The following is a 24,520-nucleotide window of genomic DNA, read 5'->3' as shown; positions in this document are numbered from 1 at the left end:
GGTGTGTTGGTGAGGCTGTCACAGAGCATGGCGATTGACATCCACCTCAAAGGCGCGGGCCGCACCCCTATTCGCGCAATGGCGATGGGCGGGCGGTGGATCGGTCCGGTGTTGCGTGAATTTATCGTCAGCGAATTTATGCATGCTGCGGGGGTTCCGACCACGCGCGCCTTGGCCGCCGTGCGCACCGGCGCGCGGGTGCAACGCGAACGCGCCCTGCCCGGCGCGATCCTCACACGGGTCGCGGCCAGCCATATTCGCGTCGGCACGTTTCAATATTTCACCGCGCAGGAGGATGTGGAAGCGGTGAGTGTTCTCGCCGATCACGTCCGCGCCCGGCACTTCCCCGAAGCAAAAGGCACGCTGGGCCTATATGAGGCGATCCTTGCAGCCCAGGCGCGATTGATCGCCAAATGGATGGGCTTGGGCTTTGTCCATGGGGTGATGAACACCGACAATATGGCCGTCTCCGGCGAGACCATCGACTATGGTCCCTGCGCCTTTATCGACGGCTATTCGCCCAAGGCGGTGTATTCCTCAATCGACCGACAGGGCCGCTATGCCTATGAGCAACAGCCCTCGATCGCGCATTGGAATTTGGCGCAGCTTGGGTCGTGTTTGGTGCCGTTGATGGAGGTCGAACTTGGGTCGCAAGCGCAGGCGATTGACGCGCTGTCCGAGGTGTTGAACCGATTTCCCATGCTTTATCAGGCCGAGTGGCGGCGGGTGTTTGGGGCGAAAATTGGCCTTGCGGATGCTGCCGAGGACGATGTGCCCTTGGTCCAGGACCTCTTGGCCCTGATGGCCCAGGACGGGGCCGATTTCACCAATGTGTTCCGTGGCTTGTCGGACGGCACTGCGCGGGATTGGCTGTTGGATCGCGAGGCGTTTGATCGCTGGTCTGAGCGTTGGGAGGCGCGGCGGTCCGCAGATTTTGCCGCCCACATGGCGCGCGCCAACCCCGCCGTGATCCCGCGCACGCATCGGATTGAACAGGCGATTGAAGCCTCTTTGGCGGGCGATGACAGTCTGGCCCTACGGCTGGTGCGGGTGTTGTCCACGCCATTTGATCTGGCGGAGGCAGACCGCGACTTGATCCAACCGCCTGCCGAGGATGAGGTGGTGGCACAGACGTTCTGCGGCACCTAATGGAGTTGGGCAAGCCCGTCTATTTGGAGCGAAATTTGCCGAACAAACGGGCATTGCGGGTGATGAAATCGCGAAACAATCCGGCGAACGGGCCCGCGAACAGCGACCCCCGCTCGCGCGCCACATAGAGCGCGCCTGAGATGGCCCCAATCAAACCGCCGCCGGCATCGACGATCAAATCCCACATCGTGTCTTGTAGGCCGGATTTTTGCATGTTGGTGCCAAAGGCTTGGTCCATAGCATATTCAAAAATCTCCCAAAGCGCGCCGATGGACATGGCAAAGCAAAAGGCAAACATGCCGATGGCCCAAGGCGGTGCGGCGTAGCGGTCGCCTTGGAACAGGATGAAAATCGCCACAAACCCGATCAAGCCAAAGCCAAGCGCGGAGCCTGCGTGCAGCACCACATCCCACCACCAATAGCGATTGTAAAAATCGCCCACCTCGCCCAAAAACAATGTGGCAAACAGGAACAGCACGATCCCCGCCATGAAAGAGCGCGGGACATAAATGTGGTAGCGGCTTGCAAACAGCAGCGGCAAAAGCGTCAACCCAAAAGTACCGAGCGCCACAAAGGACGACGCGTAGCGCGCCGTGATCAGCCCGGCACAAAATTCAAAGATCAGCGCCAGCCAAACCAGTCGCATCACCAATGGCTGAGATTTGGCGTTTTTGAACAACCGTTTCATATCTGTCCTTCACTGTCGCGCCGCACTGCCGCACATAAGGGGCAGCCCAAACAAGACCTCTGCGATGGGATGCAATCCAAGGCCTGCGTTCCTATGTTAGTCATATGATGACGAAGAAGGAAATGGGCGCCCTGCGCCTCGCCTCGTATAACCTGCGCAAATGCCGCGGGACCGATGGGTTGCGCGCGCCGGGACGCATCCTGGATGTGATCAACACGATGGAGGCCGATGTGGTGGCGCTGCAAGAGGCGGACATGCGACTGGGCGCGCGCCCGGCCGCCCTGCCCGCCCGGATGATCGACACCCATACGGATTTTGTCGCGCTTCCCCTCAACACCTCCCCGGTGTCTTTGGGATGGCATGGCAATGCAATTTTACTGCGCAAAGGGACGGTGGCGGAGGCCACGCATCGGCTCACCCTGCCGGGGTTGGAGGCGCGCGGCGCGGTGGCCGTTGATGTGCCGGGGCTGCGGATTGTGGGGGTGCATCTTGGGCTGTTGCGGTCGTCGCGGCAAAAGCAACTCCATGCCATTCTCGATCAGCTGCACGCGTTTGACACCCGCCCCACCGTGATCCTTGGCGATTTCAACGAATGGTCCGCGCACAGAGGCCTTGATCCACTGCGCGCCACCTTTGACATTCTCGCCCCCGGTCGCAGCTTTCACGCCGCCCGCCCGATGGCGGCACTGGACCGGATCGCCCTGACCGAGGGGCTTGAAATGCGCGACGCCGGGGTGATGGAAACGGTCCTGTCGCGCCGGGCCTCCGATCATTTGCCGATCTGGGCCGATGTGGCACAGCGGGATGCGCATATTTTCCCCTAGGCGCGCGCGCCTCGCCTGTTAAACAGACGGCATTGACTGGCAAAGGCTTTCCCCTATGACACTTCTGCAAATCGCCTCGCTTTTGATCGTCCTCGCAGGCGCGTTCGGCGCGATCAATTACCTGTTTCTCAAACTCCCGTCCTCCATCGGCATTCTCGTCGTCGCCCTGATTGCCTCGCTGGTGATCATCGGCTTGGACGCGATTTTCCCCGCCTCCCTGGTCGAAGAAACCATCCGCACCGAGGTCATGGCTTTTGATTTCTCGGACACGTTGCTGGAGGGCATGTTGGGGCTGTTGCTGTTTGCAGGCGCGCTGCATGTCAAAATCTCTGATCTGCGGGCGCAATGGGTGCCAGTGTTTTTGATGGCCACCTTGGGGGTCGGCCTTTCAACCGTGGTGGTTGGCGTGGGCTTTAGCTGGATGACCGGGATGCCTTTGTTGATCGCGCTCACCTTTGGGGCGCTGATTTCGCCGACCGATCCGGTGGCCGTTCTGGGTGTGTTGCGTCAGGCGTCTTTGCCGAAAAGTCTTGAGACCAAAATCGCCGGAGAAAGCCTGTTCAACGATGGGGTTGGCTATGTGGTTTACCTTGTTTTGGTTGGGCTGGCCTTTGGCGCGACAGGTGGGCATGGCGAGACGCATAATGCGGACAGCGCGGTACAGGGCGCGGCAAAACTTTTTGCTCAGGAGGCCATTGGCGGCGCGCTTTTGGGACTCGTTTTGGGCTGGCTGACCTTCCGCGTCATGCGGTTGATTGACGATTACGCGCTTGAGGTGTTGATCACGCTCGGGCTGGCATTTGGTGGCTATGAGCTTGCCGTGGCGCTACAGGTCTCCGCGCCGATCATGGCGGTCTGTGCCGGGCTGTTGATCGGTGACGTCGGCGCGAAATACGGCATGTCGGAGGAGACCCGGCGCTATGTCGATGCGTTTTGGAAGATGATCGACGAGATTCTCAACGCCATCCTGTTCTTGATGATCGGGTTTGAAGTCTTTGCCGTGGCCTTTGACATGTCGTCGGTTTTGGGCGGTGCAATGGCGGTGCTTTTGGCGCTTTTGGCCCGCCTCACCGCCGTGGCCGTACCGGTGTTGTTGCTCAAACCCTTTCGCAGCTTCTCCAAAGGCACCATCCCGATCATGACATGGGGCGGGCTGAAGGGCGGCATCTCGGTCGCCCTCGCCCTCTCCTTGCCGGACAGTGAATGGAAACCGGTGATCCTGACCGCGACCTATATCGTCGTGGTGTTCTCGATCATCGTTCAGGGCCTGACCGTTGCGCCTTTGGCCAAACGCATGGGCCGCGAACCGAGGTTGGACGTATGACGGCCTATCTCACCTATGATGTGTTCACCGATCGTCCTTTTGGCGGCAACCCTTTGGCGGTGATCCCCGATGCGGCGCATATGCCCGAGGATCAGTTGCAAAAGATTGCGCGGGAATTCAATTACTCTGAAACGGTGTTTCTTTTGCCGCCCCAAGACCCCGGCAACACCGCACGTCTCCGAATTTTTACGCCGACGATGGAGGTGCCCTTTGCCGGGCATCCGACCATCGGCGCGGCTGTGGCGCTCTGCGAGTTGGGGCACGAGCCACGGATGCGGTTGGAATTGCCTGTTGGCGTAATCGCGGCTGAGGCCAGAGACGGCGCGGCCGCGTTCACCGCGTCGCAGCCGCTGGACATCCTCGCGGAGCCCGCCCCCGACTTGGTGGCCCGCGCTTTGGGCCTTATGGTGTCCGATCTCGCCACCGCCCCGGTGATGGCCAGCATGGGCTTGGCCTTTACCTTTGTCGAACTGACCTCACGGGAGGCGCTGTCACGCATCACCATCGACATTGCGGCCCTGCGCGACGGTCACGCCCGCCATCCGCAGGGGTTGGATTTTGCCCTGGCGCCCTATGTCCGCGATGGCGAGACGATCCACATGCGGATGTTTGCGCCACTGGACAATATTCCCGAAGATCCGGCGACCGGATCAGCGGCAGCGGCTTTAGGGCGTTTGCTCTGTGAGGTGGAGGGGCGCGATCTGGCTTTGATGATCCACCAGGGCGAAGACATGGGGCGACCGTCGCGCATCGCCGTGACTGCCACGCCAAAGGCCGTGACCATCGAAGGGCGCGCGGTCCGGATGATGCAAGGGCGGCTCTGCTTTTAGCTGCCTCGCACAGGCCGCGCGCCGCAACACGCCTTTTCAACCCGTGTGATCAAAAACTGGGCTGGACCATTCCGGCCCGTTTTCCTACCCTAGAGCCACATTGACCCGGAGGCCCGATGTCTAACACGATCCTATCTCGTTGCGAGGCCAAGGGGCTGCGCCTGACCGAACAGCGTCGGGTGATTGTCTCCGTGTTGGAGGAGGCTGAGGATCATCCCGATGTCGAGGAATTGCATCGGCGCGCTGCCGCCAAGGATCAGGGCATTTCGCTGGCCACGGTGTACCGCACGGTGAAATTGTTTGAAGAGCGCGGGATTTTGGAAAAACTGGCCTTCGGCGATGGCCGCGCCCGCTATGAGGCGGCAGATCGCGCCCATCACGATCACCTGATTGACATCGAAACCGGGCAAGTGATCGAATTTGTCGACCCTGAAATCGAAGCCCTGCAAAAACAGATCGCGGACCGGTTAGGCTATGATCTCAAGGGCCATCGCTTTGAATTATACGGCGTGCGCAAAAAGCCCTGACCCCTTTTTGCACCCCCCATCTGCGGCTTTGATCCGGGGTGCGGGCTTGCGAGACGCGCGAGAACACGGCAAGCGGGAGGGCAACACAAAGGTCCGCTCCGATGAACAATCTCAATGCCATCCTCCTCGTCGTCGCCGCCATGGCCAGTTTCACGGTCGAGGATATGTTTATCAAACGTCTCTCGGCGACCCTGCCGGTGGGCGAGATTTTGGCGTTGATCGCGATCGGGAGTTGTATCGTCTTTGGGATTATCGCCTGGATCAAGGGCAATGCGATCTTTGCCCGGCGCAATTGGCGCCCGGTGATTTTGGCCCGCGCCGGGACCGAAGCCTTTGCCGCGCTGTCTTTTGCCACGGCGCTGTCCTTGGTTGATATTTCCACCGTCGGCGCGGTGTTTCAATCCATGCCTTTGGTGGTGACCATGGGGGCGGCGTTGTTTTTGAATGAATCGGTCGGCTGGCGGCGCTGGGTGGCGATTGTCATCGGCTTCGTCGGGGTTTTGATGATCATTCGCCCCGGACTTTCCGGCTTTGAACCTGAGGCCTTGTGGGTGCTCGTGGCCGTCCTGTCCGTGGCGATCCGCGACCTGATGACCCGCGTCATGGACGCCGCCGTGCCCTCCAATGTCGTGTCGTTTCAGGCCTATCTGACGGTCGCAGCCGCATCTCTCGCAATGCTTGCGCTCACCCCCGGCACACCACCGCTGATGCCCGATGCCCCTGAGGCGCTGATGGTCCTCGCCGGGATCGTGTTTGGCACCATTGGCTATGCCTGTATCGTGGCAGGGATGCGGTTGGGCGATGCCTCCGCCGTCACCCCGTTTCGCTATACGCGCCTGGTGTTCACCATGTTGGTGGGGATCGTGGTGTTTGGCGAACGCCCCGATCTGATGACCTATCTCGGCTCCGCGCTGATCATCGCTTCCGGCCTCTACGCCTATCTGCGCGAACGCAAACTGGCGCGGCTTTCGGTGGCGACACTTGGCGAGGAAGTACAAACGCACGGGTTTTGAGCGGGGTCCTGATGAATTGAAGACATGGATGAAAGGCGTGATCTGCGACGGAAATATGCCGAGTTGATTGCGAGGATAGAAAAGACTTCGTCTATGAAATCTGCGTCAAATCCCCTGAGTATGCGCAGGACAAGCCAAAGTGAGGTCAGTCTGCATAGGGCTCAAATTCACCATTTGCCCAAACCATGACGATCTACTTACGCCAATCTCCCCACTTTGACCCAAATAAGTTACCGCTAACGCCACTTCTGTCATACAACCCTCAAAGAAGCGCACGATGTTAGCGCTCAATTGTTGACGCGCGCGTCTTGACTGGTATCAAAGCACCAACGTGACGCGCGAGGCTTGCGCCGAACACCCATGCTACCCAATCTCACAAAGGGACCTCCGCCATGAGCACCATCATCGACATCATCGGCCGCGAAATTCTTGACAGCCGTGGCAACCCCACCGTCGAAGTCGACGTCATTCTGGAAGACGGCACCATGGGCCGCGCCGCTGTGCCGTCAGGGGCCTCGACCGGCGCGCATGAAGCCAATGAAAAACGCGACGGCGACAAATCCCGTTACATGGGCAAAGGCGTTTTGGAAGCTGTGGCTGCGGTCAATGGCGAAATCCTTGAAGCGCTGGTCGGTATGGACGCGACCGAGCAGGAAGCCATCGACGCGGTGATGATGGAACTCGACGGCACGCCGAACAAATCCCGCCTTGGTGCCAACGCCATTTTGGGCGTCTCGCTGGCCTGTGCCAAAGCCGCCGCCGATTACTCCGCCCTGCCGCTCTACCGCTACATCGGCGGGTCCGCCGCGCGCATCCTGCCGGTGCCGATGATGAACATCATCAACGGCGGCGAACATGCCGACAACCCGATCGACATTCAGGAATTCATGATCATGCCGGTCTCCGCTGCGAACATCAAAGAGGCCATCCGCATGGGCTCCGAAGTGTTCCACACGCTGAAAAAAGAGCTCTCGGCGGCGGGCTACAACACCGGGATCGGCGACGAGGGTGGCTTTGCGCCCGCCATCAACTCCGCCCGCGAAGCGCTTGATTTCATCATGAAATCCATCGAGAAAGCCGGCTACAAACCCGGCGAGGACATCTACCTCGCACTGGACGCCGCCTCGACCGAATATTACGTCGATGGCAAATATGAAATGAAGGGCGAAGGCAAATCTTTGACCTCCGCCGAGAACGCCGATTACCTCGCAGCACTTTGTGCCGACTACCCGATCATCTCGATCGAAGACGGCATGGCCGAGGACGATTGGGCCGGTTGGAAACTGTTGACCGAGAAACTGGGCGACAGCGTGCAACTCGTCGGTGACGATCTGTTCGTGACCAACCCTGTGCGCTTGGCCGATGGGATTGCTCAGGGCGTGGCCAACTCGATGCTGGTCAAAGTCAACCAGATCGGCACCCTGTCTGAGACCCTCAAAGCCGTCGATATGGCCCACCGCGCCCGCTACACCAACGTGATGTCGCACCGCTCGGGCGAAACCGAGGACGCCACCATCGCCGATCTGGCCGTGGCGACCAATTGTGGCCAAATCAAAACCGGCTCGCTGTCGCGGTCTGACCGGATGGCCAAATACAACCAGTTGATCCGCATCGAAGAACAGTTGGGCGCGACGGCGGAATATGCAGGTAAGTCGATTTTGAAGAAGTAAGCCGTGAGCCACGGCTGGCATATGCCTGCCAAATTAAAGAAAGCCCCGCCATTTTGGGGGGGCTTTTTGTTGAGTACTGTATTCTAGCTTACGCCCAGCCAAAATGCCTGCGCACAGCAGCAATACTTACTAATATTGAACGCTGGCAGTCCTGCCAGTTCGCGAGAGCAAGAGTCGGAATTCCATATTCCAAAGCCTTGTCGACGTCGCAATCCTTTGCTCCCAAGGTCACAATAGACATCACCTCCACATCGCCTTGCCCAATAAAGTAATCTAGATACTCAAATCCAGCACCCTGCCCCTCACCATCATTAAGACGCAAAGCAAGTAAGCAATTTGAATGCTGTACTAACCCTTTTTTTTCAAATTTCTTCCTGATGTATGCCAGAGCCCCTACGGGGCACTCTTTTCCTCTTGGGTTCTCTTGCAAAGCACAACGCATTGAAAATAGCTTCAAAAGCCCACCACCTGACAGAGGTACATTACTAAAATCTGTACCATTACGCTTTAGTCCGTTGTCCGACTTCCCAAACTGCCCCGTTAAATGGCCAATAAGCGTAGATTTTCCAGCTTCGCTTTCCCCCATTATAACCCAAATTCTCAAAGACATATTCTTCCCTCCCCAAACACATTCCCCTAATTTAGGGTCCACACATTTGATTGCACATTTAGGCGAATTATACCACTTTCCCTCCATGACCCACACATCCCCTCTCCCCGCCTCGCCTCTTCCTGACGGTATCCACCCCCTCCCCTCCGGCAAGCTGGCGGCGGTGGTGACTTATCTTGAGATGACCAGGCGTCCCGCGCCACGCGATGTGGCGGTGCCTGAGGGCGTGGCATTGGTGGCGCATGAGGCGGCGGATTTGGCCTGGTATCGCGGGCTGTATCGCGCGGTCGGCGAGGATTGGCTGTGGTTCTCGCGGCTGTATATGGAGGATGCGGCGCTGGCGGCGATCCTGCATCACAAGGATGTCGAGGTCTCTGCGTTGACCAAAGATGGCCGGGACTTGGGGTTGTTGGAGTTGGATTTCCGCGACCCGGACAACACCGAGCTTGCGTTTTTTGGCCTCTCGAAAGAGTTGATCGGCACGGGTGCGGGGCGGTGGATGATGGAGCGGGCCTTGGATTTGGCCTTCGCGCGCCCGATTGCGCGGTTGTTCGTACACACCTGTACGCTCGACAGTCCGCAGGCGGTGGGATTTTACATCCGCTCGGGCTTTGTGCCCTATGGTCGAGCCATCGAGGTGATGGACGATCCACGCATGAATGGCCCGGTGCGGGGCGATGCGGCCGGACATATCCCCAAGATTTGAGAGGCTTTGCCATGCGTACCCCCACCGCCGAAGCGTTGATCCAGCGCCTGAAGTTGCAGCCCCATCCCGAGGGCGGATATTTTCGCCAGACATGGGTGGCAGAGGCCAAAGACGGTGCACGTCCGGCGGGAACCTGCATCTATTTCCTACTGAAAGCGGGCGAGAACAGCCATTGGCACCGCGTCGATGCGGTCGAAATCTGGCACTATTATGCCGGGGCGCCGCTGATCCTGTCACTGTCCGAAACGGACGGTGGCCCGGCGCGGGACGTGATCTTGGGGCCTGATTTTGCGCAGGACCAAGAGCCGCAACAGATTGTTCCCAAAGGGGTTTGGCAGGCCGCCCGCAGCACGGGCGACTATACGCTGGTGGGCTGCACCGTCTCACCCGGCTTCCGGTTTGAGGGGTTTGATCTGGCCCCTGTTGGGTTTGACATCGCCCGCGCGTGATCTGAGCGGATCACGCGTGGGAAACGCGCGCGACCACTCGTCAGGACAGGAGAAAACAGGCCAGACGTCCCGCAAGACCACAAACGCCAAGGCCAAACCAAAGCAAAATGCGCCATCCAGTCCCGTACCCTTCCCGGCCTACGCCCGCCTTGCCTCTTGACGGCGGAAGGCGGCCAAAGACGAAGGCTATGGGAAGCGCCATGGGACATGGAAACAAACACCAGCGGCAATGACAATGGCCTTACATGACGCCCTCCCGACAAAGCGGCGGGGAAATCCACAGCCTTTTTCCCCGCCTATTCCCCCCAAAGGTAAGGATTTCCACACTAGCCCCAAACTAACGCAAGGCTAACTTAGCGTCAGTTAAAGAGTGCGGGAACGTGTGGTGTGTTTACCTGTCCCGTTGGGTTGGTGGAGTAAGCGCTGGTCGGTCAGGAGGGGCTGGGGGGGAACCGCCACTCTGCCTGCCCGCCAGCCACGTTCCACATCTCAGCTGTCAAACTCTGATCTTTCCCAATAGCTTTCCAATAGAATCGGCCAGTTCATGCCGCAACTGCATTCGCGCCTTTGGTCGGGTCGGTCGCAAGACCCGACCCACCATGGTCCCGATAGCCGCGAAACATCCCGTCCCTCTAGGCTCACATCAAGAGGCGCGCTGAGAAGAACCTGTAGACCACAGGGCAAAGCGCCTCGAACAGACTGGGAGGAAAGTCACATGAATCTTATCAACGCTTTGGCGATTTCTATCGGCGTGCTGGCGTCGGTCGCCACATATCTTTGCCTTGGGACCGGATTGGGCCTACAGGTTTGGGCGCTCTTTATTGGCTGGGGCGCCTATTATCACACCGGGGGCACCGCCGCCTCCATCAGCAAATGCGCCATCAACCACGCCTGGGGCGCGGTTGTCGCCACGGCCGCCTTGTTTGTTGTGGCAACGGTTGGCGGTTCGGTCGCAGTCACCTCGATCATTGTTGGCCTGTCGGTTGTGGTGCTTGTACTGGGCGCGCATCTTCCGGCCTTGGCGACCATCCCGGCGGCGGTTTATGGCTATGCCGCAACCGCAGGGTTTGCGCTTTTGTCCGGCGTGGCGATTGGCGATCTGGTCGCATCCGCGCAGGCCACGGTGATGGTCCTGGTGTCGATGATCATCGGCACGCTGTTTGGCTTTGTCTCTGAAAAGGGCGCAGGCCTGTTGACCGCAAAATCGGACGCGGCCGAAGCCGCCTAAAGCGGTCCGAAAGCGGTCCGCCATAAACCTGAATCACGGGTTTATGGCGCAACGCCCACAACATCGACATGTCCGGCAGCGTCATGCCTTTCCCTTGTCTCCGGTTAAAGGCGTGACGCTTTAACGACAAAACACCCCCGTCCACCATGGATCGGGGGTGTTTTTGCCCAAACCTTACGGGTCAGCCTTACTGCCGGGTTTCGACACACGCCCACCGCCAATCGCCGCACGCACCCCGGTGGTCGCAGGGCATGAGGTCGGCAAGCCGCGTTTGACGCGCATGGCGAGAAAGGCAAAGGCCTGTGCCTCCAACATATCGCCATCCAAACCGACCTCTTCCACCGGGAGCACCGGGCACTCAAGATCACCAGCGACCCCGGCGGCGAGCATGGTCATCAAAGTGGCGTTGTGCCGCCCTCCGCCCGTGACATACAGCGCGCTCGGTGGGGCGGGACAATGCTCCATCGCGCGGGCAACGCAGGCGGCAGAGAAGGCGGTCAAGGTGGCGACAGCGTCGGGGTCTGAGAGCGCTGACACCGCCTCCATGACACCGTGAAAATCGTTCCGGTCCAGAGACTTGGGTGGCATTTTGTAAAAATACGGAAGCTCCAGCCCCATCGTTACGGCGGCCATATCAGGCATGCCACTAGCCGCCAAAGCACCATCGGCATCATAGGCCAATCCGCGGCGTTCGCGCATCAGATCATTGACCGGGGCGTTGGCAGGACCAGTGTCAAAGGCCAGCAAGGCGCCCGCCTCTGACGGATCGGCGACGCGCGGGTCGACCCAAGTCAGATTGCCAACCCCACCCATATTGAGAAAAGCCATCGGGGACGTCGCACCGATGTGACGGGCCAAAGCGTGATGGTAAAACGGCGCAAGCGGCGCGCCCTGCCCGCCCATTTCGACATCTGCGCTGCGAAAATCCCACACCACAGGCACGTCGAACAGCTCGGCCAAAACCGCGCCATCGCCAGCCTGATAGGTGCGGCCCATGTCGGGATCATGAGCCAGTGTTTGACCATGAAAGCCAATAAGATCAAACCCTTTGAAACTGGACAACGCTTCGGCATGGGCGGTTTCGATCAGCTCACACAGCTCTGTCGAGGCGGCCCAAAGCCCCAGCTCAGCACGAAACAGCGCTTGCTCCGGCTCAGAATAGGGTCGAAAATGGCTGTCGCCAAATTCAAAAATCTCCACCCCATCGGTCAGGACCATGGCCACATCGACCCCATCCAACGAGGTGCCGGACATACATCCGGCCACCCAGATTGGCTCTGCTCTACTGATACCGCGCATGACACTCTTTCCCTTTGGCCTTTGCCCGGATATATCAGGCCGCGCTGACCCTTTGAACGGAAAATGTGACCGATGACCTACCATCCCAAATCAGACTTTCTGCGTATCATCATTGAACGCGGGTTCCTGGCCGACTGCACAAACCTGCAAGAGCTGGACGATTATCTGAACAAAGGGATGGTCACTGCCTATATCGGCTATGACGCCACGGCGTCCTCCTTGCATGTCGGGCACCTGCTCAACATCATGTTGCTGCGCTGGTTCCAGAAAACCGGCAACCAGCCGATCACCCTGATGGGCGGCGGCACCACCAAAGTGGGCGATCCCTCGTTCCGTGCCGATGAGCGGCCTTTGCTGACCTCTGAGCAGATCGACGCCAATATCGACGGGATGCAAAAGGTGTTTGCGCGCTACCTCGACTACAAGGACGACGGCACGACGGCTGAAAATGGTGCCCTCATGCTCAACAATGCCGAATGGCTGGATCAGCTCAATTACCTTGAGTTCCTGCGCGACATCGGGCGGCATTTTTCGGTCAACCGGATGTTGTCGTTTGAGAGCGTGAAATCACGTCTGGACCGGGAACAAAGCCTGTCCTTCCTCGAATTCAACTACATGATCCTTCAGGCCTATGATTTCCTGGAACTGAACCGCCGCTATGGCTGTGTGTTGCAGATGGGCGGATCGGATCAGTGGGGCAATATCGTCAACGGCATCGACCTGACCCGCCGCGTGTTGGACAATGAAATCTTTGGCCTGACCACGCCGCTTTTGACCACCTCTGATGGCCGCAAGATGGGCAAATCCCAAGGCGGGGCCATCTGGCTCAATGGCAACATGTTGTCGCCCTATGAGTTCTGGCAGTTCTGGCGCAACACCACGGATGCGGACACTGGGCGGTTTTTGAAGCTCTTTACCGAAGTGCCGGTGGAGGAATGTGAGCGCCTTGGCGCGTTGGAAGGCTCTGACATCAACGCGGCGAAGATCATTTTGGCCAATGAGGTCACTACGCTTTTGCACGGGGCTGAGGCCGCAGCGGCGGCAGAAGCCACGGCACGCGAAGTGTTTGAAAAAGGCGGAATGGGCGACGACCTTCCGACGTTGGAACTTTCGGCCGAGGAGATTGGCGACGGGATTTCCATCGTGCAACTGTTTGTGCGCTCGGGGCTTGTGGGCACGGGTAAAGAGGCAAAGCGCTTGTTTGCCGACAACGGTGCCAAGGTGAACGATGCCGACCACAAAGACGCAGGTCTGTTGATCACCGCCGCCGATCTTGGCGCGCCGCTGAAACTCTCCGCAGGCAAAAAACGCCACGCTTTGGTGACGTTGAAAGCCTGAACGCAGGTCAGATTTGACCATGAAGTGAACAGCCTGCCGCGCCCCTGTGCATCTGGGCGCGGCTTTTTTATATTCACTCGAATGTGCATTTAGACCCCGCCCTGAAACTTGAATGCTGCGGCAGCACAAGTCATACTGGGCCTATGACCTGTTCTAAACCATCTCACCCCAAACAGATCGCACTGGTGTCGCTCTGTTTCGGCCTCGGTTTTGGCGCATCCTGTGCCGGGACGGCCAATGCGGACTCCTGGTTGCTTGGCGAGGGCTGGGTGATGTTGGGGGCCACAGATGGGCTTGACCACAGCTCAAAGGACGAAGCCTGACGTTCGGTGGCAATGGCACTTGGTCGACGCACGGGGATGGCCTAGGCCTGAGCTTTGGCGCATTTGGCAATCTTGGGCGGTTGCACGAGACCTATGCCGCCGTGACCTGGCAGACCGTGCAAGGGGACCGGTTTTCGGTTGGCAATCCGCGCCCGGCCTATGATCTCTTTGCCCGCCCTGCCCTCACCGATGTGTTTTTGTCGGCGGCCCTTGAGCGCAGTGAGGTGGGCCTTAGCCGCGCCACGGATGGCACGATCACCGAGCCGAAATACCTACCGCTTGGGGCCTCTTACACCCGCAATGGGGCGGCGATGTCGCTGCACTATGTTGAAAACTATGACACCTATATCCTGGGCGTCTCTGGGCGTATGGATCTCTCCGATATGAGCGTTGATGCTGCTCTTGAGCTGGTCGATGGCGACACGACCAAGGCCAATGCGAAACTGCAACTGAACCGCGACCTGGGGCCCGGCGCGGCCTCGGCCAGCCTGTTTTACAGCGGCGCCAATGCGGCGGGCACGGAATTGGAACTGGCCTATCGCCATCCGGTTGGGGGGCGTGTGACCCTGAGCGAGATCGTCTCTGTGCCGCTCTCGGAGCCGGATCAAGCGCTTGTGGCACTGGGGGCGCAGGTCGGGCTTGGCGGGGCGTGGTCATTGAATGCCGCAGCGTCTTATGCGGACACGCAAAGCGCCTTTATGGCGGGGTTGCGGCTGGAATTCTAATCAGCCACATCCAAAAGGGCGCCAGAAAGCGCCCTTTGATCTTTGCTTACGGTAGGGCTTAATCGGTGACTTTGACCGACGTCATCACATCCGGCGCGCCGATGACGGCCCCGTTCGGACCTGTGCCGCGTTTGATCGCGTTGACCACATCCATCCCCTGCGTCACCTTGCCAACCACCGTGTATTGTCCGTCAAGATGCGGCGCGGGAGCGAACATGATGAAGAACTGCGCATTGGCACTGTTCGGGTTTTGCGAGCGCGCCATGCCAACGACGCCGGTGTCAAAGGTCTTGTCAGAGAACTCGGCCTTGAGGTCGTCAAAATGCGACCCACCACGGCCAGCCATCTGCATGGAGAAGCCCTCCGCGCCCATTTTGCCGTACTCAACATCGCCGGTTTGCGCCATGAAACCGTCGATCACACGGTGGAACACCACGCCATCATAGGCACCCTCATTGGCAAGCGCGGTGATTTGGGCGACATGGCCGGGGGCCACATCCTCGAACAGGTCAATATGGACCACGCCATTGGCTGCGCCTTCAACCTCGATGTCGAGACCCGTCGCAAAGCTCGGCGCGGCCACGCAGATGACCAGAGCTGTCAGTGCGGATTTAAACATCTGCGGCCACCTTCATCGAGACCATGACATCGGGGTCGCGCGGCGGCTCGCCACGGGTGATTTTATCCACGGCATCCATGCCCGAAATCACCCGGCCATAGACCGTGTATTGGCGATTGAGGAAATGGTTGTCGGAAAAGTTGATGAAAAACTGCGAGTTGGCAGAGTTCGGGTTTTGCGCGCGGGCCGCACCGATGGTGCCGCGGTCATGCGGGATGCCGGAGAACTCGGCCTCAACATTGGGCAAATCGGACGCGCCTGTGCCAGCGCGGCGCGGCTCGTAGTCTTTGGTTTTGTTGCCAAACTGCACATCGCCGGTTTGGGCCATGAACCCGTCGATCACGCGGTGGAACACAACGCCATCATAGGCACCCGAGCGGGCCAGTTCTTTCATCCGGTCGCAATGTTTGGGCGCGATTTCGGGCATCAACTCGATGACCACTTCGCCATTTTCAAGCGTCAGGATAATCGTGTTTTCGGGATCTTTAATTTCGGCCATGGAAGCCTCCTCACCATCAGAAATTTCGCGCACTCTAAAGCGGCACGCGCGCGAGGGAAAGAGGCAAGCGCGCACAGAGGGGCAGCCCGGAGTTGACGAAAGCGTGTCTAAAGCGCAAACAAGGGCCAAAGATGCTGCAACCTCCCCGAAAGGACGCAAACATGGCATGGAAAACCCTCGACGACATGGATTTGGACGGCAAAGTGGTGCTCACACGGGTGGACATCAACGTCCCCTTTGAGGCGGGCCATGTCACCGACGCCACCCGGATTGAGCGGATCAAACCGACGATCGACGATATTTTGGCCCAAGGCGGCAAACCCGTCTTGATGGCGCATTTTGGTCGCCCGAAAGGTCAGGTTGTCCCCGAGATGAGCCTTGGGTTGATCACGGAAGCGGTGGCCAAGATCTTGGGCGTGCCGGTGAAATTTGCCAGCGACTGCATTGGCGCACCGGCGAAAACCGCCGTGGCCGAGCTTCAGGCTGGTGAGGTGCTGTTGCTTGAGAACACCCGATTCCATGAAGGTGAGACCCAAAACGACCCGAAATTCGCCGCCTCCTTGGCCGCTCTGGGCGATGTCTATGTCAATGACGCCTTCTCAGCGGCGCACCGCGCGCATGCTTCGACCGAAGCCTTGGCGAAACTGCTGCCCTGCTGCGCCGGTCGGTTGATGCAGGCGGAGCTTTCCGCGCTTGAGGCCGCTTTGGCGACACCGGAGCGCCCGGTCGTGGCGGTGGTCGGTGGGGCGAAAGTGTCGACCAAACTGGATCTTTTGGGAAATCTGGTGCGCAAGGTCGATTATCTGATCATCGGCGGCGGCATGGCCAACACATTCTTGGCCGCAGAGGGTGTCGATGTCGGCAAATCCCTGTGCGAACATGATCTGGCGGAAACCGCGCTTGAGATCGTGAAAAAGGCCGATGAGGCGGGCTGTGAGATCGTGTTGCCAATCGACGTGGTCGTGGCGCGCGAATTCAAAGCCAATGCGGCAAACGAAGTCGTCCCGGTGACCGAATGCCCGAGCGATGCGATGATTTTTGACGCCGGACCGGCCTCGGTCAAACGCATCATCGAGATCATTGATGAGGCGAAAACATTGATCATGAACGGCCCGTTGGGTGTGTTCGAATTGACGCCGTTCCACACCGGCACCTTTGCTATGCTGACGGAGATTGAGACACAAACCAAAGCCGGCAAGCTGATTTCAGTGGCGGGTGGTGGCGACACGGTGTCGGCGATCAACATGGCAGGCTCTGCCGATGGGTTCACCTATATTTCGACCGCAGGCGGTGCGTTCCTTGAGTGGATGGAAGGCAAAGCGCTTCCGGGGGTTGTGGCGCTCGGTTAAATGCGCTGCTTTCAACACATGGAAAGGCCCTCTCGGATGATCCCCGCGTGGGCCTTTTCTATTTTGGGTGCTATCGCGAAATCGAATGGCGGCTATGTGGCCGTCTGTTGCTCCAAATCAAATCCCGTGCCTGCAAAACCGCCTAGCGTGTCACGCGATGGGGCCGTGAGCGCAATCATCCAAAATGTTAGCGCCACCACGATTGCGGCAAATCGCTGGGCACGGTAACCCGGAGCAAGACGCGCAGCCTCCCCTTGATGAGGGGTCATGTGAGCAACGAGTGAGCCAAAAGAGGATACAGATGTCTATTGAACAAATGACCGCCAAGATGAGCGAAGGCCAAGGCTTTATTGCAGCACTGGATCAATCGGGTGGCTCGACACCCAAGGCGCTGAAACTCTATGGCGTTGAGGAAAGCGATTATAACGGCGAAGCGAAATGTTTGACGCGGTGCATGCGATGCGCTCGCGGATCATGCAATCTCCGGCCTTTACCGGCGACAAAGTGATCGGTGCGATCCTGTTTGAAATGACGATGGACCGCGATGTGGCGGGCAAACCGACCTCGCATTACCTTTGGGAAGAAAAGGGCGTTGTGCCGTTTTTGAAAATCGACAAAGGGCTTGAGGCCGAAGAAAACGGCGTTCAATTGATGAAGCCGATGCCGGGTTTGGACGATCTTTTGGCCCGCGCGTTCAAATTGGGCGTGTTTGGCACCAAAGAGCGCTCCGTGATCAATGCCGCCAACCCGGTGGGGATCAAAGCAGTCGTGGATCAGCAGTTTGAGATCGGCGAGCAAGTGATTGCGGCGGGCCTGATGCCGATCCTTGAGCCGGAAGTGACGATCACCATTGCGGACAAGGCCGAGGCCGAAGCGATCCTGCGCGACGAGATTTTGACCCATCTGGACGCTTTGGATGAACGCAAAAAAGTGATGTTGAAACTGTCACTGCCCAGTGTTGCGAATTTCTACAAACCGCTGGTCGATCACCCGCGCGTTTTGAAGGTTGTGGCATTGTCCGGCGGCTATTCCCGCGACGACGCCAACGCCATCCTGAGCCAAAACACCGGCATGATCGCGTCCTTCTCGCGCGCTCTGTCCGAAGGGTTGAACGCCAAACAAACCGACGCGGAATTTGACGCCATGTTACAGGCCGCCGTGGACAGCATCCACGCGGCCTCCATCGCAGGCTAAGCCAGCCCTATGACAAGACGGCAAAGCGCTCCATTCTGGGGCGCTTTGTTTTTGAGAGCTTTTTTCTGCCGATGATTCGTTTTTGGGATTCACAGAGCGAATCACTTGTGTCATAAGAGAGTTACGGAGCGACCCGACCAAAGAGGTGGCCCGTTTGAGGCAGTACAGGTGCCAAAAGCACCTATCATACAAAGGTAAGAAGCCTATCATGGCTCATCCGCGCAAACGTCCGTCGCTGGCCGTGCTTTTGTACACCGGCGTGATTGTCACCTTGGGTGGCTATTTCACTTTTGCCTCCGTGCAGGGTGAGTACGGACTTTTTCGCCGTCTGCAGATCGAGGCTGAATTGTCGAGTTTGCAGACGGTGAGCGGCCAACTTGACGAAGAGTTGGCGGTGATGCGCAACAAGGCGATGCGCCTGTCAGACAGCTATCTTGACCTTGACCTTCTGGACGAACAGGCGCGCGATATTTTGGGATACCTGCGTTCGGATGAGATCGTCATTCGCTAAGGCCGCACAAGGCCCAAGGCGGATCACCAAGGACACACGAGCAAAACGAGTCCCGATATGAAAGCCATTTTCCCGACCCGCCTGACGCGCCGTTCCAAATTAGGTTTTGCGGGTCTTTTGCTTGGCGCGCTCATGGCGTGCAGCGGCGGCGGAAACCCACCACGGGACCCCGAAAACGCTTGCTCCATTTTCAAAGAACGCCCGCATTACCAACAGGCGCTCAAAGCATCGGAACGCAAGTGGGGCGTCTCAATTCCGGTACAAATGGCGCTGATTTATCAAGAATCCACCTTCCGCGCGACGGCCCGCCCGCCGAAACGCTATGTGCTGCTCATCATCCCGAAAGGCCGGGCCAGCTCGGCGCGCGGCTATGCTCAGGCGCTCGACGGCACCTGGGACGACTACCGCAACGGGCCGGGGCGCGCCGGTGCCAGCCGCAGCAACATCCGCGACGCCACCGATTTCATCGGCTGGTATGTCTCGACCAACAATGCCGCCCTAGGGATCGCGAACACGGACGCCCGCAACAGCTATCTGGCCTATCACGAGGGCCGCACGGGCTATCGCCGCGGGTCGCATAATGGCAAGACGTGGTTGTTGAATGTGGCGGATGGGGTGGCCGCACGGGCCGCGCGCTATGAGGCACAGCTTATCAGCTGTCGTTAAGGGCGTCGGATCAAAGCTATTCCCCAAACGCATAGCTGCGTCCCAAATTGCAACTCAAAAAACCCGTGCATTCGTGACGTTGCGTCTGTATTATATAGTTTAATACTAAACTAAACCCTTTTACGCCTTTTCCTCATCGGGAAAAGCGGAAAAGGACCGCGCTTCTTTGAGGGGTGTGGGCGCCTTGCACAGCATTCGTCACGCGGATGTCACGCAGACCACTTTATATGTCGGACTTTGGAGGAGGAGGCCATATGGCAACCCGGAAATCAGCATCCACGCCGGCGAGCAAAGCGAACGTCTCGAAAGACGAATTGCTCGCCTATTACAAGGATATGCTTCTTATTCGCCGTTTTGAAGAAAAGGCCGGCCAATTGTATGGCATGGGCCTGATCGGCGGCTTTTGTCACCTCTACATCGGCCAAGAGGCGGTTGTGGTTGGGCTTGAGGCCGCCGCCAAAGAGGGTGACAAACGCATCACCTCGTATCGCGACCATGGGCATATGTTGGCTTGCGGCATGGACCCGAAAGGCGTGATGGCCGAATTGACCGGGCGTGAGGGTGGTTATTCCAAAGGCAAAGGCGGCTCCATGCATATGTTCTCGAAAGAGAAGCATTTTTATGGCGGCCACGGCATTGTCGGCGCACAGGTGCCGCTGGGTGCGGGTTTGGCCTTTTCCGACAAATACAAAGGCAATGACAATGTGACCTTTGCCTATTTCGGTGATGGCGCGGCGAACCAAGGTCAGGTTGCCGAGACCTATAACATGGCTGAAATTTGGGACTTGCCGGTGATTTTCGTCATCGAAAACAACCAATACGCCATGGGCACCTCGACCCAACGCTCGACCAAATCGCCGAGCTATTGGGGACGTGGCGCCGCCTATGGAATCGAAGGCGAAGAAGTCGACGGCATGGATGTTTTGGCAGTCAAAGAGGCCTCAGAGCGGGCCACGGCGCATTGTCGCGCGGGTAAAGGCCCCTACATCCTTGAGGTCAAAACCTATCGCTACCGCGGCCACTCGATGTCCGACCCGGCGAAATACCGGACCCGCGAAGAGGTCCAGAAGATGCGCGAAGAGCGCGATCCGATCGAGGCCGTGCGGTCCATTCTTTTGACCGGCAACCACGCCACGGAAGACGATCTCAAAGCCATCGACAAAGACATCAAAGCGGTGGTGAACGCCTCTGCTGAGTTCGCGAAAGAAAGCCCGGAACCGGCGCTGAGCGAGCTTTGGACTGACATTTATGCGGATGAAATTCCGCAGCACGACGCCTGATTTGGGAGGATAGACGACAATGGCTACCGAACTGCTGATGCCCGCGCTGTCTCCGACCATGGAGGAAGGCACGCTTGCGAAATGGCTCGTCAAAGAGGGGGACACCGTGTCCTCCGGTGACATTATCGCGGAAATTGAAACCGACAAGGCGACGATGGAATTCGAAGCCGTGGACGAAGGGATCATGGGGAAACTCCTGATCGCGGAAGGCACGGAGGGCGTGAAAGTGAACACCCCCATCGCGATTATCATTGAAGAGGGCGAAGACGCCTCCAACCTGTCCGCCTCGGCCCCGGCTGAAGAGGCGGCAGCGGTTGAGGCCGCGGCCCCTGCCCCGGCCAAAGCGGCCGCCAAAGCCGCCGCACCGATTGTGTCGAAAGCGGTCGAACCGGATTACCCGGCGGGCACCGAGATGAAACAACAAACGGTGCGCGAAGCATTGCGCGACGCCATGTCCGAAGAGATGCGCCGCGACGACAGCGTGTTCCTGATGGGCGAAGAGGTGGCCGAATATCAAGGCGCCTATAAAATCTCCCAAGGCATGTTGGACGAATTTGGTCCGAAACGCATCATCGACACACCGATCACCGAGCATGGCTTTGCCGGAATCGCGACCGGGGCGGCCTTTGGTGGTTTGCGTCCGATCGTTGAATTCATGACCTTTAACTTTGCCATGCAGGCGATCGACCACCTGATCAACTCTGCCGCCAAGACGCTTTATATGTCTGGCGGCCAGATGGGCGCACCGATGGTGTTCCGGGGGCCGAACGGCGCGGCGGCCCGTGTGGGCGCGCAGCACTCGCAATGTTATGCCGCATGGTATGCGCATATTCCGGGTCTGAAAGTGGTCATGCCTTACTCGGCAGCCGACTACAAAGGCTTGATGAAAACCGCGATCCGCGATCCGAACCCGGTGATCTTCCTCGAAAACGAAATCCTGTATGGGAAGTCGTTTGAAGTGCCCGTGATGGACGATTTCACCATCCCGTTCGGCAAGGCGCGGATTTGGCGCGAGGGCACGGATGTGACCATCGTCTCCTTCGGCATCGGCATGACCTATGCCTTGGAAGCGGCGGACAAACTGGCCGAAGAGGGCATTTCCGCGGAGGTCATCGACCTGCGCACCCTGCGCCCGATCGACTATGACACGGTGATTGCCTCTGTGATGAAAACCAACCGCTGTGTGACCGTTGAAGAAGGCTTCCCGGTCGGCTCCATCGGCAACCACATCTCCTCGGTGATCATGCAAAAGGCGTTTGATTATCTCGACGCACCGGTGATCACCTGTGCGGGCAAAGATGTGCCCATGCCCTACGCCGCCAATTTGGAAAAACTCGCGCTTGTGACCACGGCTGACGTGATCCAGGCCGTCAAAGACGTCACCTACCGTTAAGGAGAAAAGACAATGGCAATTGAACTACTTATGCCCGCGCTGTCTCCGACGATGGAGGAAGGCACTTTGGCGAAATGGTTGGTCAAAGAGGGTGACACGATCTCTTCTGGCGATGTGATCGCGGAGATCGAAACCGACAAGGCGACGATGGAATTCGAGGCGGTGGACGAAGGTGTCATCGGCAAGATCCTTGTGGCGGAAGGCACCGAGGGTGTGAAGGTCAACGCGGCCATCGCGATCCTGTTGGAAGAGGGCGAAGACGCCTCTGCGATGGACAACATGGGGGCGGCTCCCGCCCCTGCGACAGCTGAAGCGGCTCCGGCTGAGGCTTCGAAGGCAGAGGCCAGCGCTGCGACCCCAGCCCCGGCAGCTCCGGTTGCGGCGTCTGGCGAGCGCATCTTTGCCTCACCTTTGGCGCGTCGGATTGCGGCGCAAAAGGGTCTCGACCTGGCCACCATGAGCGGCTCTGGCCCGAAAGGCCGGATCGTGAAAGCCGATGTCGAAAACGCCACGGCCGCACCGAAAGCGGAGGCTCCGAAAGCCGCCGCGACCTCCGAGGCCGCCCCTGCGAAAGCGGCCCCAACGGGTCCGACCGCAGATATGGTTGCGAAAATGTACGCGGATCGCGCGTATGAGGAAATCAAACTCGATGGCATGCGCAAAACCATTGCCGCGCGTTTGACCGAAGCGAAACAAACCATCCCGCATTTCTACCTGCGCCGCGACATCAAACTCGACGCGCTGTTGAAATTCCGTGCTGAGTTGAACCATCAGCTCACCGGCAAGGGTGTGAAACTTTCGGTCAATGATTTCATCATCAAAGCCGTCGCCAATGCGCTGCAAGAGGTCCCAGAGGCCAACGCAGTGTGGGCCGGTGACCGTGTGTTGCAGATGAAATCATCCGATGTGGCCGTGGCTGTGGCGATTGAGGGCGGGCTGTTCACGCCGGTGCTCAGGGACTCGGACATGAAGTCACTCTCAACGCTCTCGAAAGAGATGAAAGACCTCGCCCACCGCGCACGCGACCGCAAGCTCGCACCCCATGAGTACCAAGGGGGATCGTTCGCAATCTCCAACCTCGGTATGTTCGGCATCGACAATTTCGACGCCATCGTGAACCCGCCGCACGCGGGCATCTTGGCCGTCGGCGCGGGTGTGAAAAAGCCGGTTGTAGGGGATGATGGCGAGTTGACGGTTGCAACGGTGATGAGCGTGACGATGTCCGTGGATCACCGGGTGATTGACGGCGCTTTGGGAGCGAACTTGCTCAAAGCCATCGTTGATAATCTGGAGAATCCGGTGGCGATGCTGGCGTAAGAGAACGCGCGGCGAAGGTATTTCGCCGCGCATTTACGACACCTTAATGGCATACAAAAACGCCCCGCCGGACATGTCCAGTGGGGCATTTTTATTATGGATTGAATAAAATTTATTTATCGCGCGCGCCGATGAGTTGGTTCATCGACACCGAGGGTTGCGAACAGCCCGCCTCGCCCACAACTTTGGCCGGAACGCCCGCAACCGTGGTGGCGGGTGGCACGTTGGCCAAGACAACGGAACCGGCAGCGATGCGCGAGCAGCAGCCGATTTTGATATTGCCAAGCACCTTGGCCCCAGCCCCGATCAGGACGCCATCACCAATTTTCGGATGACGGTCTTCGTCCTCTTTGCCAGTGCCACCCAAGGTCACGTCATGCAGGATCGAGACATTGTCACCAATGACGGCAGTTTCGCCAAAGACCAGAGAATGGGCGTGATCAAGGAACAGACCCTTGCCGATCCGGCAAGCGGGGTGGATGTCGACGGAGAATTGCTCCGACATGCGCATTTGGAAGAAATAGGCCAGATCACGACGACCTTCGCGCCAGAGCCAATTGGCGACGCGGTGAGCCTGAATGGCTTGGAACCCTTTGAAATAAAGCAAAGGTTGGATGTAGCGGTGACACGCCGGGTCGCGCTCATAAACGGCGGAAATATCGGCACGTGCGGATTCGGCCAAGGACGGGTCTGCGGCATAGGCGGCATCAGCGATTTCGCGAATAAGCTGTTCTGACATTTCCGCAGAGGCCATTTTTTGCGCGATACGATAGGCCAAAGCGGCCTCAAGCGTTTCATGGTGAAGGATACAGGCATGCACCATCCCGCCCAACAGGGGCTCAGCATCCACGGCCTGACGGGCCTCGGAAACGATTTGGGTCCAAACCGGGTCGAGTTTGGACAGGTGAGTGCGTGTTTTGGCCATGCGCTTTTCCTCTTTTGAGAGAGCTTACTATAGATAGGCCTGATTTCAAAAGAGCAAGAGTGCG

Annotated in this window: 25 protein-coding genes and 1 pseudogene; 20 read left to right on the top strand and 6 right to left on the bottom strand. The window is 58.7% G+C overall.

Features of this window, described 5'->3' with window-relative positions; all coding sequences use genetic code 11:
* A partial coding sequence (locus C8029_RS02455; protein ID WP_152002154.1) for a protein adenylyltransferase SelO occupies window positions 1-1,149 on the top strand: 1,149 nt, incomplete at its 5' end.
* A 19-nt stretch (window positions 1,150-1,168) separates the two neighbouring features.
* Here C8029_RS02455 and C8029_RS02450 read toward each other — a convergent pair.
* Window positions 1,169-1,837 carry a DUF2238 domain-containing protein gene (locus C8029_RS02450; protein ID WP_009571345.1) on the bottom strand — a complete coding sequence of 223 codons (669 nt, stop codon included), beginning with the start codon at window positions 1,835-1,837 and terminating at the stop codon, window positions 1,169-1,171.
* 104 nt (window positions 1,838-1,941) lie between these two features.
* Here C8029_RS02450 and C8029_RS02445 point away from each other — a divergent pair, with 104 nt between their 5' ends.
* From C8029_RS02445 to eno, 6 genes are all read left to right on the top strand, one after another.
* The gene (locus C8029_RS02445) at window positions 1,942-2,661 is read left to right on the top strand and encodes an endonuclease/exonuclease/phosphatase family protein (protein ID WP_332835016.1); all 720 of its coding nucleotides are present in this window, start codon (window positions 1,942-1,944) and stop codon (window positions 2,659-2,661) included.
* Between the two features lie 55 nt (window positions 2,662-2,716).
* Complete coding sequence (locus tag C8029_RS02440; RefSeq protein WP_152002153.1) at window positions 2,717-3,985, top strand: cation:proton antiporter; 1,269 nt, start codon at window positions 2,717-2,719, stop codon at window positions 3,983-3,985.
* Window positions 3,982-4,815, top strand: coding sequence for a PhzF family phenazine biosynthesis protein (locus tag C8029_RS02435; protein ID WP_152002152.1), 834 nt, complete (start codon window positions 3,982-3,984; stop codon window positions 4,813-4,815). The genes C8029_RS02440 and C8029_RS02435 overlap by 4 nt, the downstream gene beginning before the upstream one ends.
* Window positions 4,816-4,931: 116 nt before the next feature.
* Window positions 4,932-5,342 (top strand): Fur family transcriptional regulator, encoded by a 411-nt coding sequence (locus C8029_RS02430; protein ID WP_152002151.1) that lies wholly within the window; start codon window positions 4,932-4,934, stop codon window positions 5,340-5,342.
* A 101-nt stretch (window positions 5,343-5,443) separates the two neighbouring features.
* The gene (locus C8029_RS02425) at window positions 5,444-6,355 is read left to right on the top strand and encodes a DMT family transporter (protein WP_152002150.1); all 912 of its coding nucleotides are present in this window, start codon (window positions 5,444-5,446) and stop codon (window positions 6,353-6,355) included.
* Window positions 6,356-6,747: 392 nt separating this feature from the next.
* Entirely contained in the window at window positions 6,748-8,025 is a 1,278-nt protein-coding gene (gene eno / locus C8029_RS02420) for a phosphopyruvate hydratase (protein ID WP_152002149.1), read from the top strand.
* 88 nt (window positions 8,026-8,113) lie between these two features.
* Here eno and C8029_RS02415 read toward each other — a convergent pair whose 3' ends face one another.
* Complete coding sequence (locus C8029_RS02415) at window positions 8,114-8,635, bottom strand: P-loop NTPase family protein (protein ID WP_152002148.1); 522 nt, start codon at window positions 8,633-8,635, stop codon at window positions 8,114-8,116.
* 85 nt (window positions 8,636-8,720) lie between these two features.
* On the opposite strand from C8029_RS02415, the gene C8029_RS02410 reads away from it, so the two are divergent.
* The 3 genes from C8029_RS02410 to C8029_RS02400 all read left to right on the top strand — a co-directional run bounded on the left by C8029_RS02410 (window position 8,721) and on the right by C8029_RS02400 (window position 11,018).
* Complete coding sequence (locus C8029_RS02410) at window positions 8,721-9,341, top strand: GNAT family N-acetyltransferase (RefSeq protein WP_193217574.1); 621 nt, start codon at window positions 8,721-8,723, stop codon at window positions 9,339-9,341.
* Between the two features lie 11 nt (window positions 9,342-9,352).
* Window positions 9,353-9,790, top strand: coding sequence for a cupin domain-containing protein (locus C8029_RS02405; protein WP_152002147.1), 438 nt, complete (start codon window positions 9,353-9,355; stop codon window positions 9,788-9,790).
* Between the two features lie 715 nt (window positions 9,791-10,505).
* Window positions 10,506-11,018 carry a DUF1097 domain-containing protein gene (locus tag C8029_RS02400; protein WP_009571355.1) on the top strand — a complete coding sequence of 171 codons (513 nt, stop codon included), beginning with the start codon at window positions 10,506-10,508 and terminating at the stop codon, window positions 11,016-11,018.
* 174 nt (window positions 11,019-11,192) lie between these two features.
* Here C8029_RS02400 and C8029_RS02395 read toward each other — a convergent pair whose 3' ends face one another.
* Window positions 11,193-12,317 carry an anhydro-N-acetylmuramic acid kinase gene (locus tag C8029_RS02395; protein WP_152002146.1) on the bottom strand — a complete coding sequence of 375 codons (1,125 nt, stop codon included), beginning with the start codon at window positions 12,315-12,317 and terminating at the stop codon, window positions 11,193-11,195.
* 72 nt (window positions 12,318-12,389) lie between these two features.
* Between C8029_RS02395 and tyrS the strand changes: the two genes are divergently transcribed.
* The 3 genes from tyrS to C8029_RS02380 all read left to right on the top strand — a co-directional run bounded on the left by tyrS (window position 12,390) and on the right by C8029_RS02380 (window position 14,703).
* On the top strand, window positions 12,390-13,655 hold the full coding sequence (tyrS, locus tag C8029_RS02390; protein ID WP_152002145.1) for a tyrosine--tRNA ligase: 1,266 nt from the start codon (window positions 12,390-12,392) through the stop codon (window positions 13,653-13,655).
* A gap of 143 nt (window positions 13,656-13,798) precedes the next feature.
* Entirely contained in the window at window positions 13,799-13,978 is a 180-nt protein-coding gene (locus tag C8029_RS02385) for a hypothetical protein (protein WP_152002144.1), read from the top strand.
* A 101-nt stretch (window positions 13,979-14,079) separates the two neighbouring features.
* On the top strand, window positions 14,080-14,703 hold the full coding sequence (locus tag C8029_RS02380) for a hypothetical protein (RefSeq protein ID WP_152002143.1): 624 nt from the start codon (window positions 14,080-14,082) through the stop codon (window positions 14,701-14,703).
* Between the two features lie 58 nt (window positions 14,704-14,761).
* On the opposite strand, the gene C8029_RS02375 is transcribed toward C8029_RS02380, so the two are convergent.
* Both C8029_RS02375 and C8029_RS02370 read right to left on the bottom strand, forming a co-directional pair.
* Complete coding sequence (locus C8029_RS02375; protein WP_152002142.1) at window positions 14,762-15,322, bottom strand: peptidylprolyl isomerase; 561 nt, start codon at window positions 15,320-15,322, stop codon at window positions 14,762-14,764.
* A complete protein-coding gene (locus C8029_RS02370; protein ID WP_009571360.1) occupies window positions 15,315-15,821 on the bottom strand; it encodes a peptidylprolyl isomerase in 507 nt (168 codons plus the stop codon). Before C8029_RS02370 ends, C8029_RS02375 begins: the two co-directional genes overlap by 8 nt.
* Before the next feature lie 161 nt (window positions 15,822-15,982).
* On the opposite strand from C8029_RS02370, the gene C8029_RS02365 reads away from it, so the two are divergent.
* From C8029_RS02365 to C8029_RS02335, 7 genes and pseudogenes are all read left to right on the top strand, one after another.
* Window positions 15,983-17,170, top strand: coding sequence for a phosphoglycerate kinase (locus C8029_RS02365; protein ID WP_152002141.1), 1,188 nt, complete (start codon window positions 15,983-15,985; stop codon window positions 17,168-17,170).
* A gap of 301 nt (window positions 17,171-17,471) precedes the next feature.
* Window positions 17,472-18,364: pseudogene (locus tag C8029_RS02360) on the top strand (fructose bisphosphate aldolase).
* A gap of 208 nt (window positions 18,365-18,572) precedes the next feature.
* A complete protein-coding gene (locus C8029_RS02355) occupies window positions 18,573-18,875 on the top strand; it encodes an FtsB family cell division protein (RefSeq protein ID WP_152002140.1) in 303 nt (100 codons plus the stop codon).
* Window positions 18,876-18,932: 57 nt separating this feature from the next.
* Window positions 18,933-19,541: a transglycosylase SLT domain-containing protein gene (locus C8029_RS02350; RefSeq protein WP_152002139.1), complete on the top strand. Its 609-nt coding sequence runs from the start codon at window positions 18,933-18,935 to the stop codon at window positions 19,539-19,541.
* Between the two features lie 254 nt (window positions 19,542-19,795).
* Window positions 19,796-20,821 (top strand): pyruvate dehydrogenase (acetyl-transferring) E1 component subunit alpha, encoded by a 1,026-nt coding sequence (gene pdhA / locus C8029_RS02345; protein ID WP_009571366.1) that lies wholly within the window; start codon window positions 19,796-19,798, stop codon window positions 20,819-20,821.
* Window positions 20,822-20,840: 19 nt separating this feature from the next.
* Entirely contained in the window at window positions 20,841-22,214 is a 1,374-nt protein-coding gene (locus C8029_RS02340; protein WP_152002138.1) for a pyruvate dehydrogenase complex E1 component subunit beta, read from the top strand.
* Between the two features lie 12 nt (window positions 22,215-22,226).
* Window positions 22,227-23,531: a pyruvate dehydrogenase complex dihydrolipoamide acetyltransferase gene (locus C8029_RS02335; RefSeq protein WP_009571368.1), complete on the top strand. Its 1,305-nt coding sequence runs from the start codon at window positions 22,227-22,229 to the stop codon at window positions 23,529-23,531.
* A 112-nt stretch (window positions 23,532-23,643) separates the two neighbouring features.
* Here the strand turns inward: C8029_RS02335 and cysE are convergent, their stop codons facing one another.
* Window positions 23,644-24,456, bottom strand: a complete 813-nt coding sequence (cysE, locus tag C8029_RS02330) for a serine O-acetyltransferase (protein WP_009571369.1) — start codon at window positions 24,454-24,456, stop codon at window positions 23,644-23,646.
* Between the last annotated feature and the right edge of the window lie 64 nt (window positions 24,457-24,520).

Source organism: Roseobacter sp. TSBP12, from assembly GCF_009129705.1.
In the GTDB taxonomy this organism is placed as follows: domain Bacteria; phylum Pseudomonadota; class Alphaproteobacteria; order Rhodobacterales; family Rhodobacteraceae; genus Celeribacter; species Celeribacter baekdonensis_A.
This window is presented reverse-complemented; position numbering and strand designations above follow the sequence as displayed.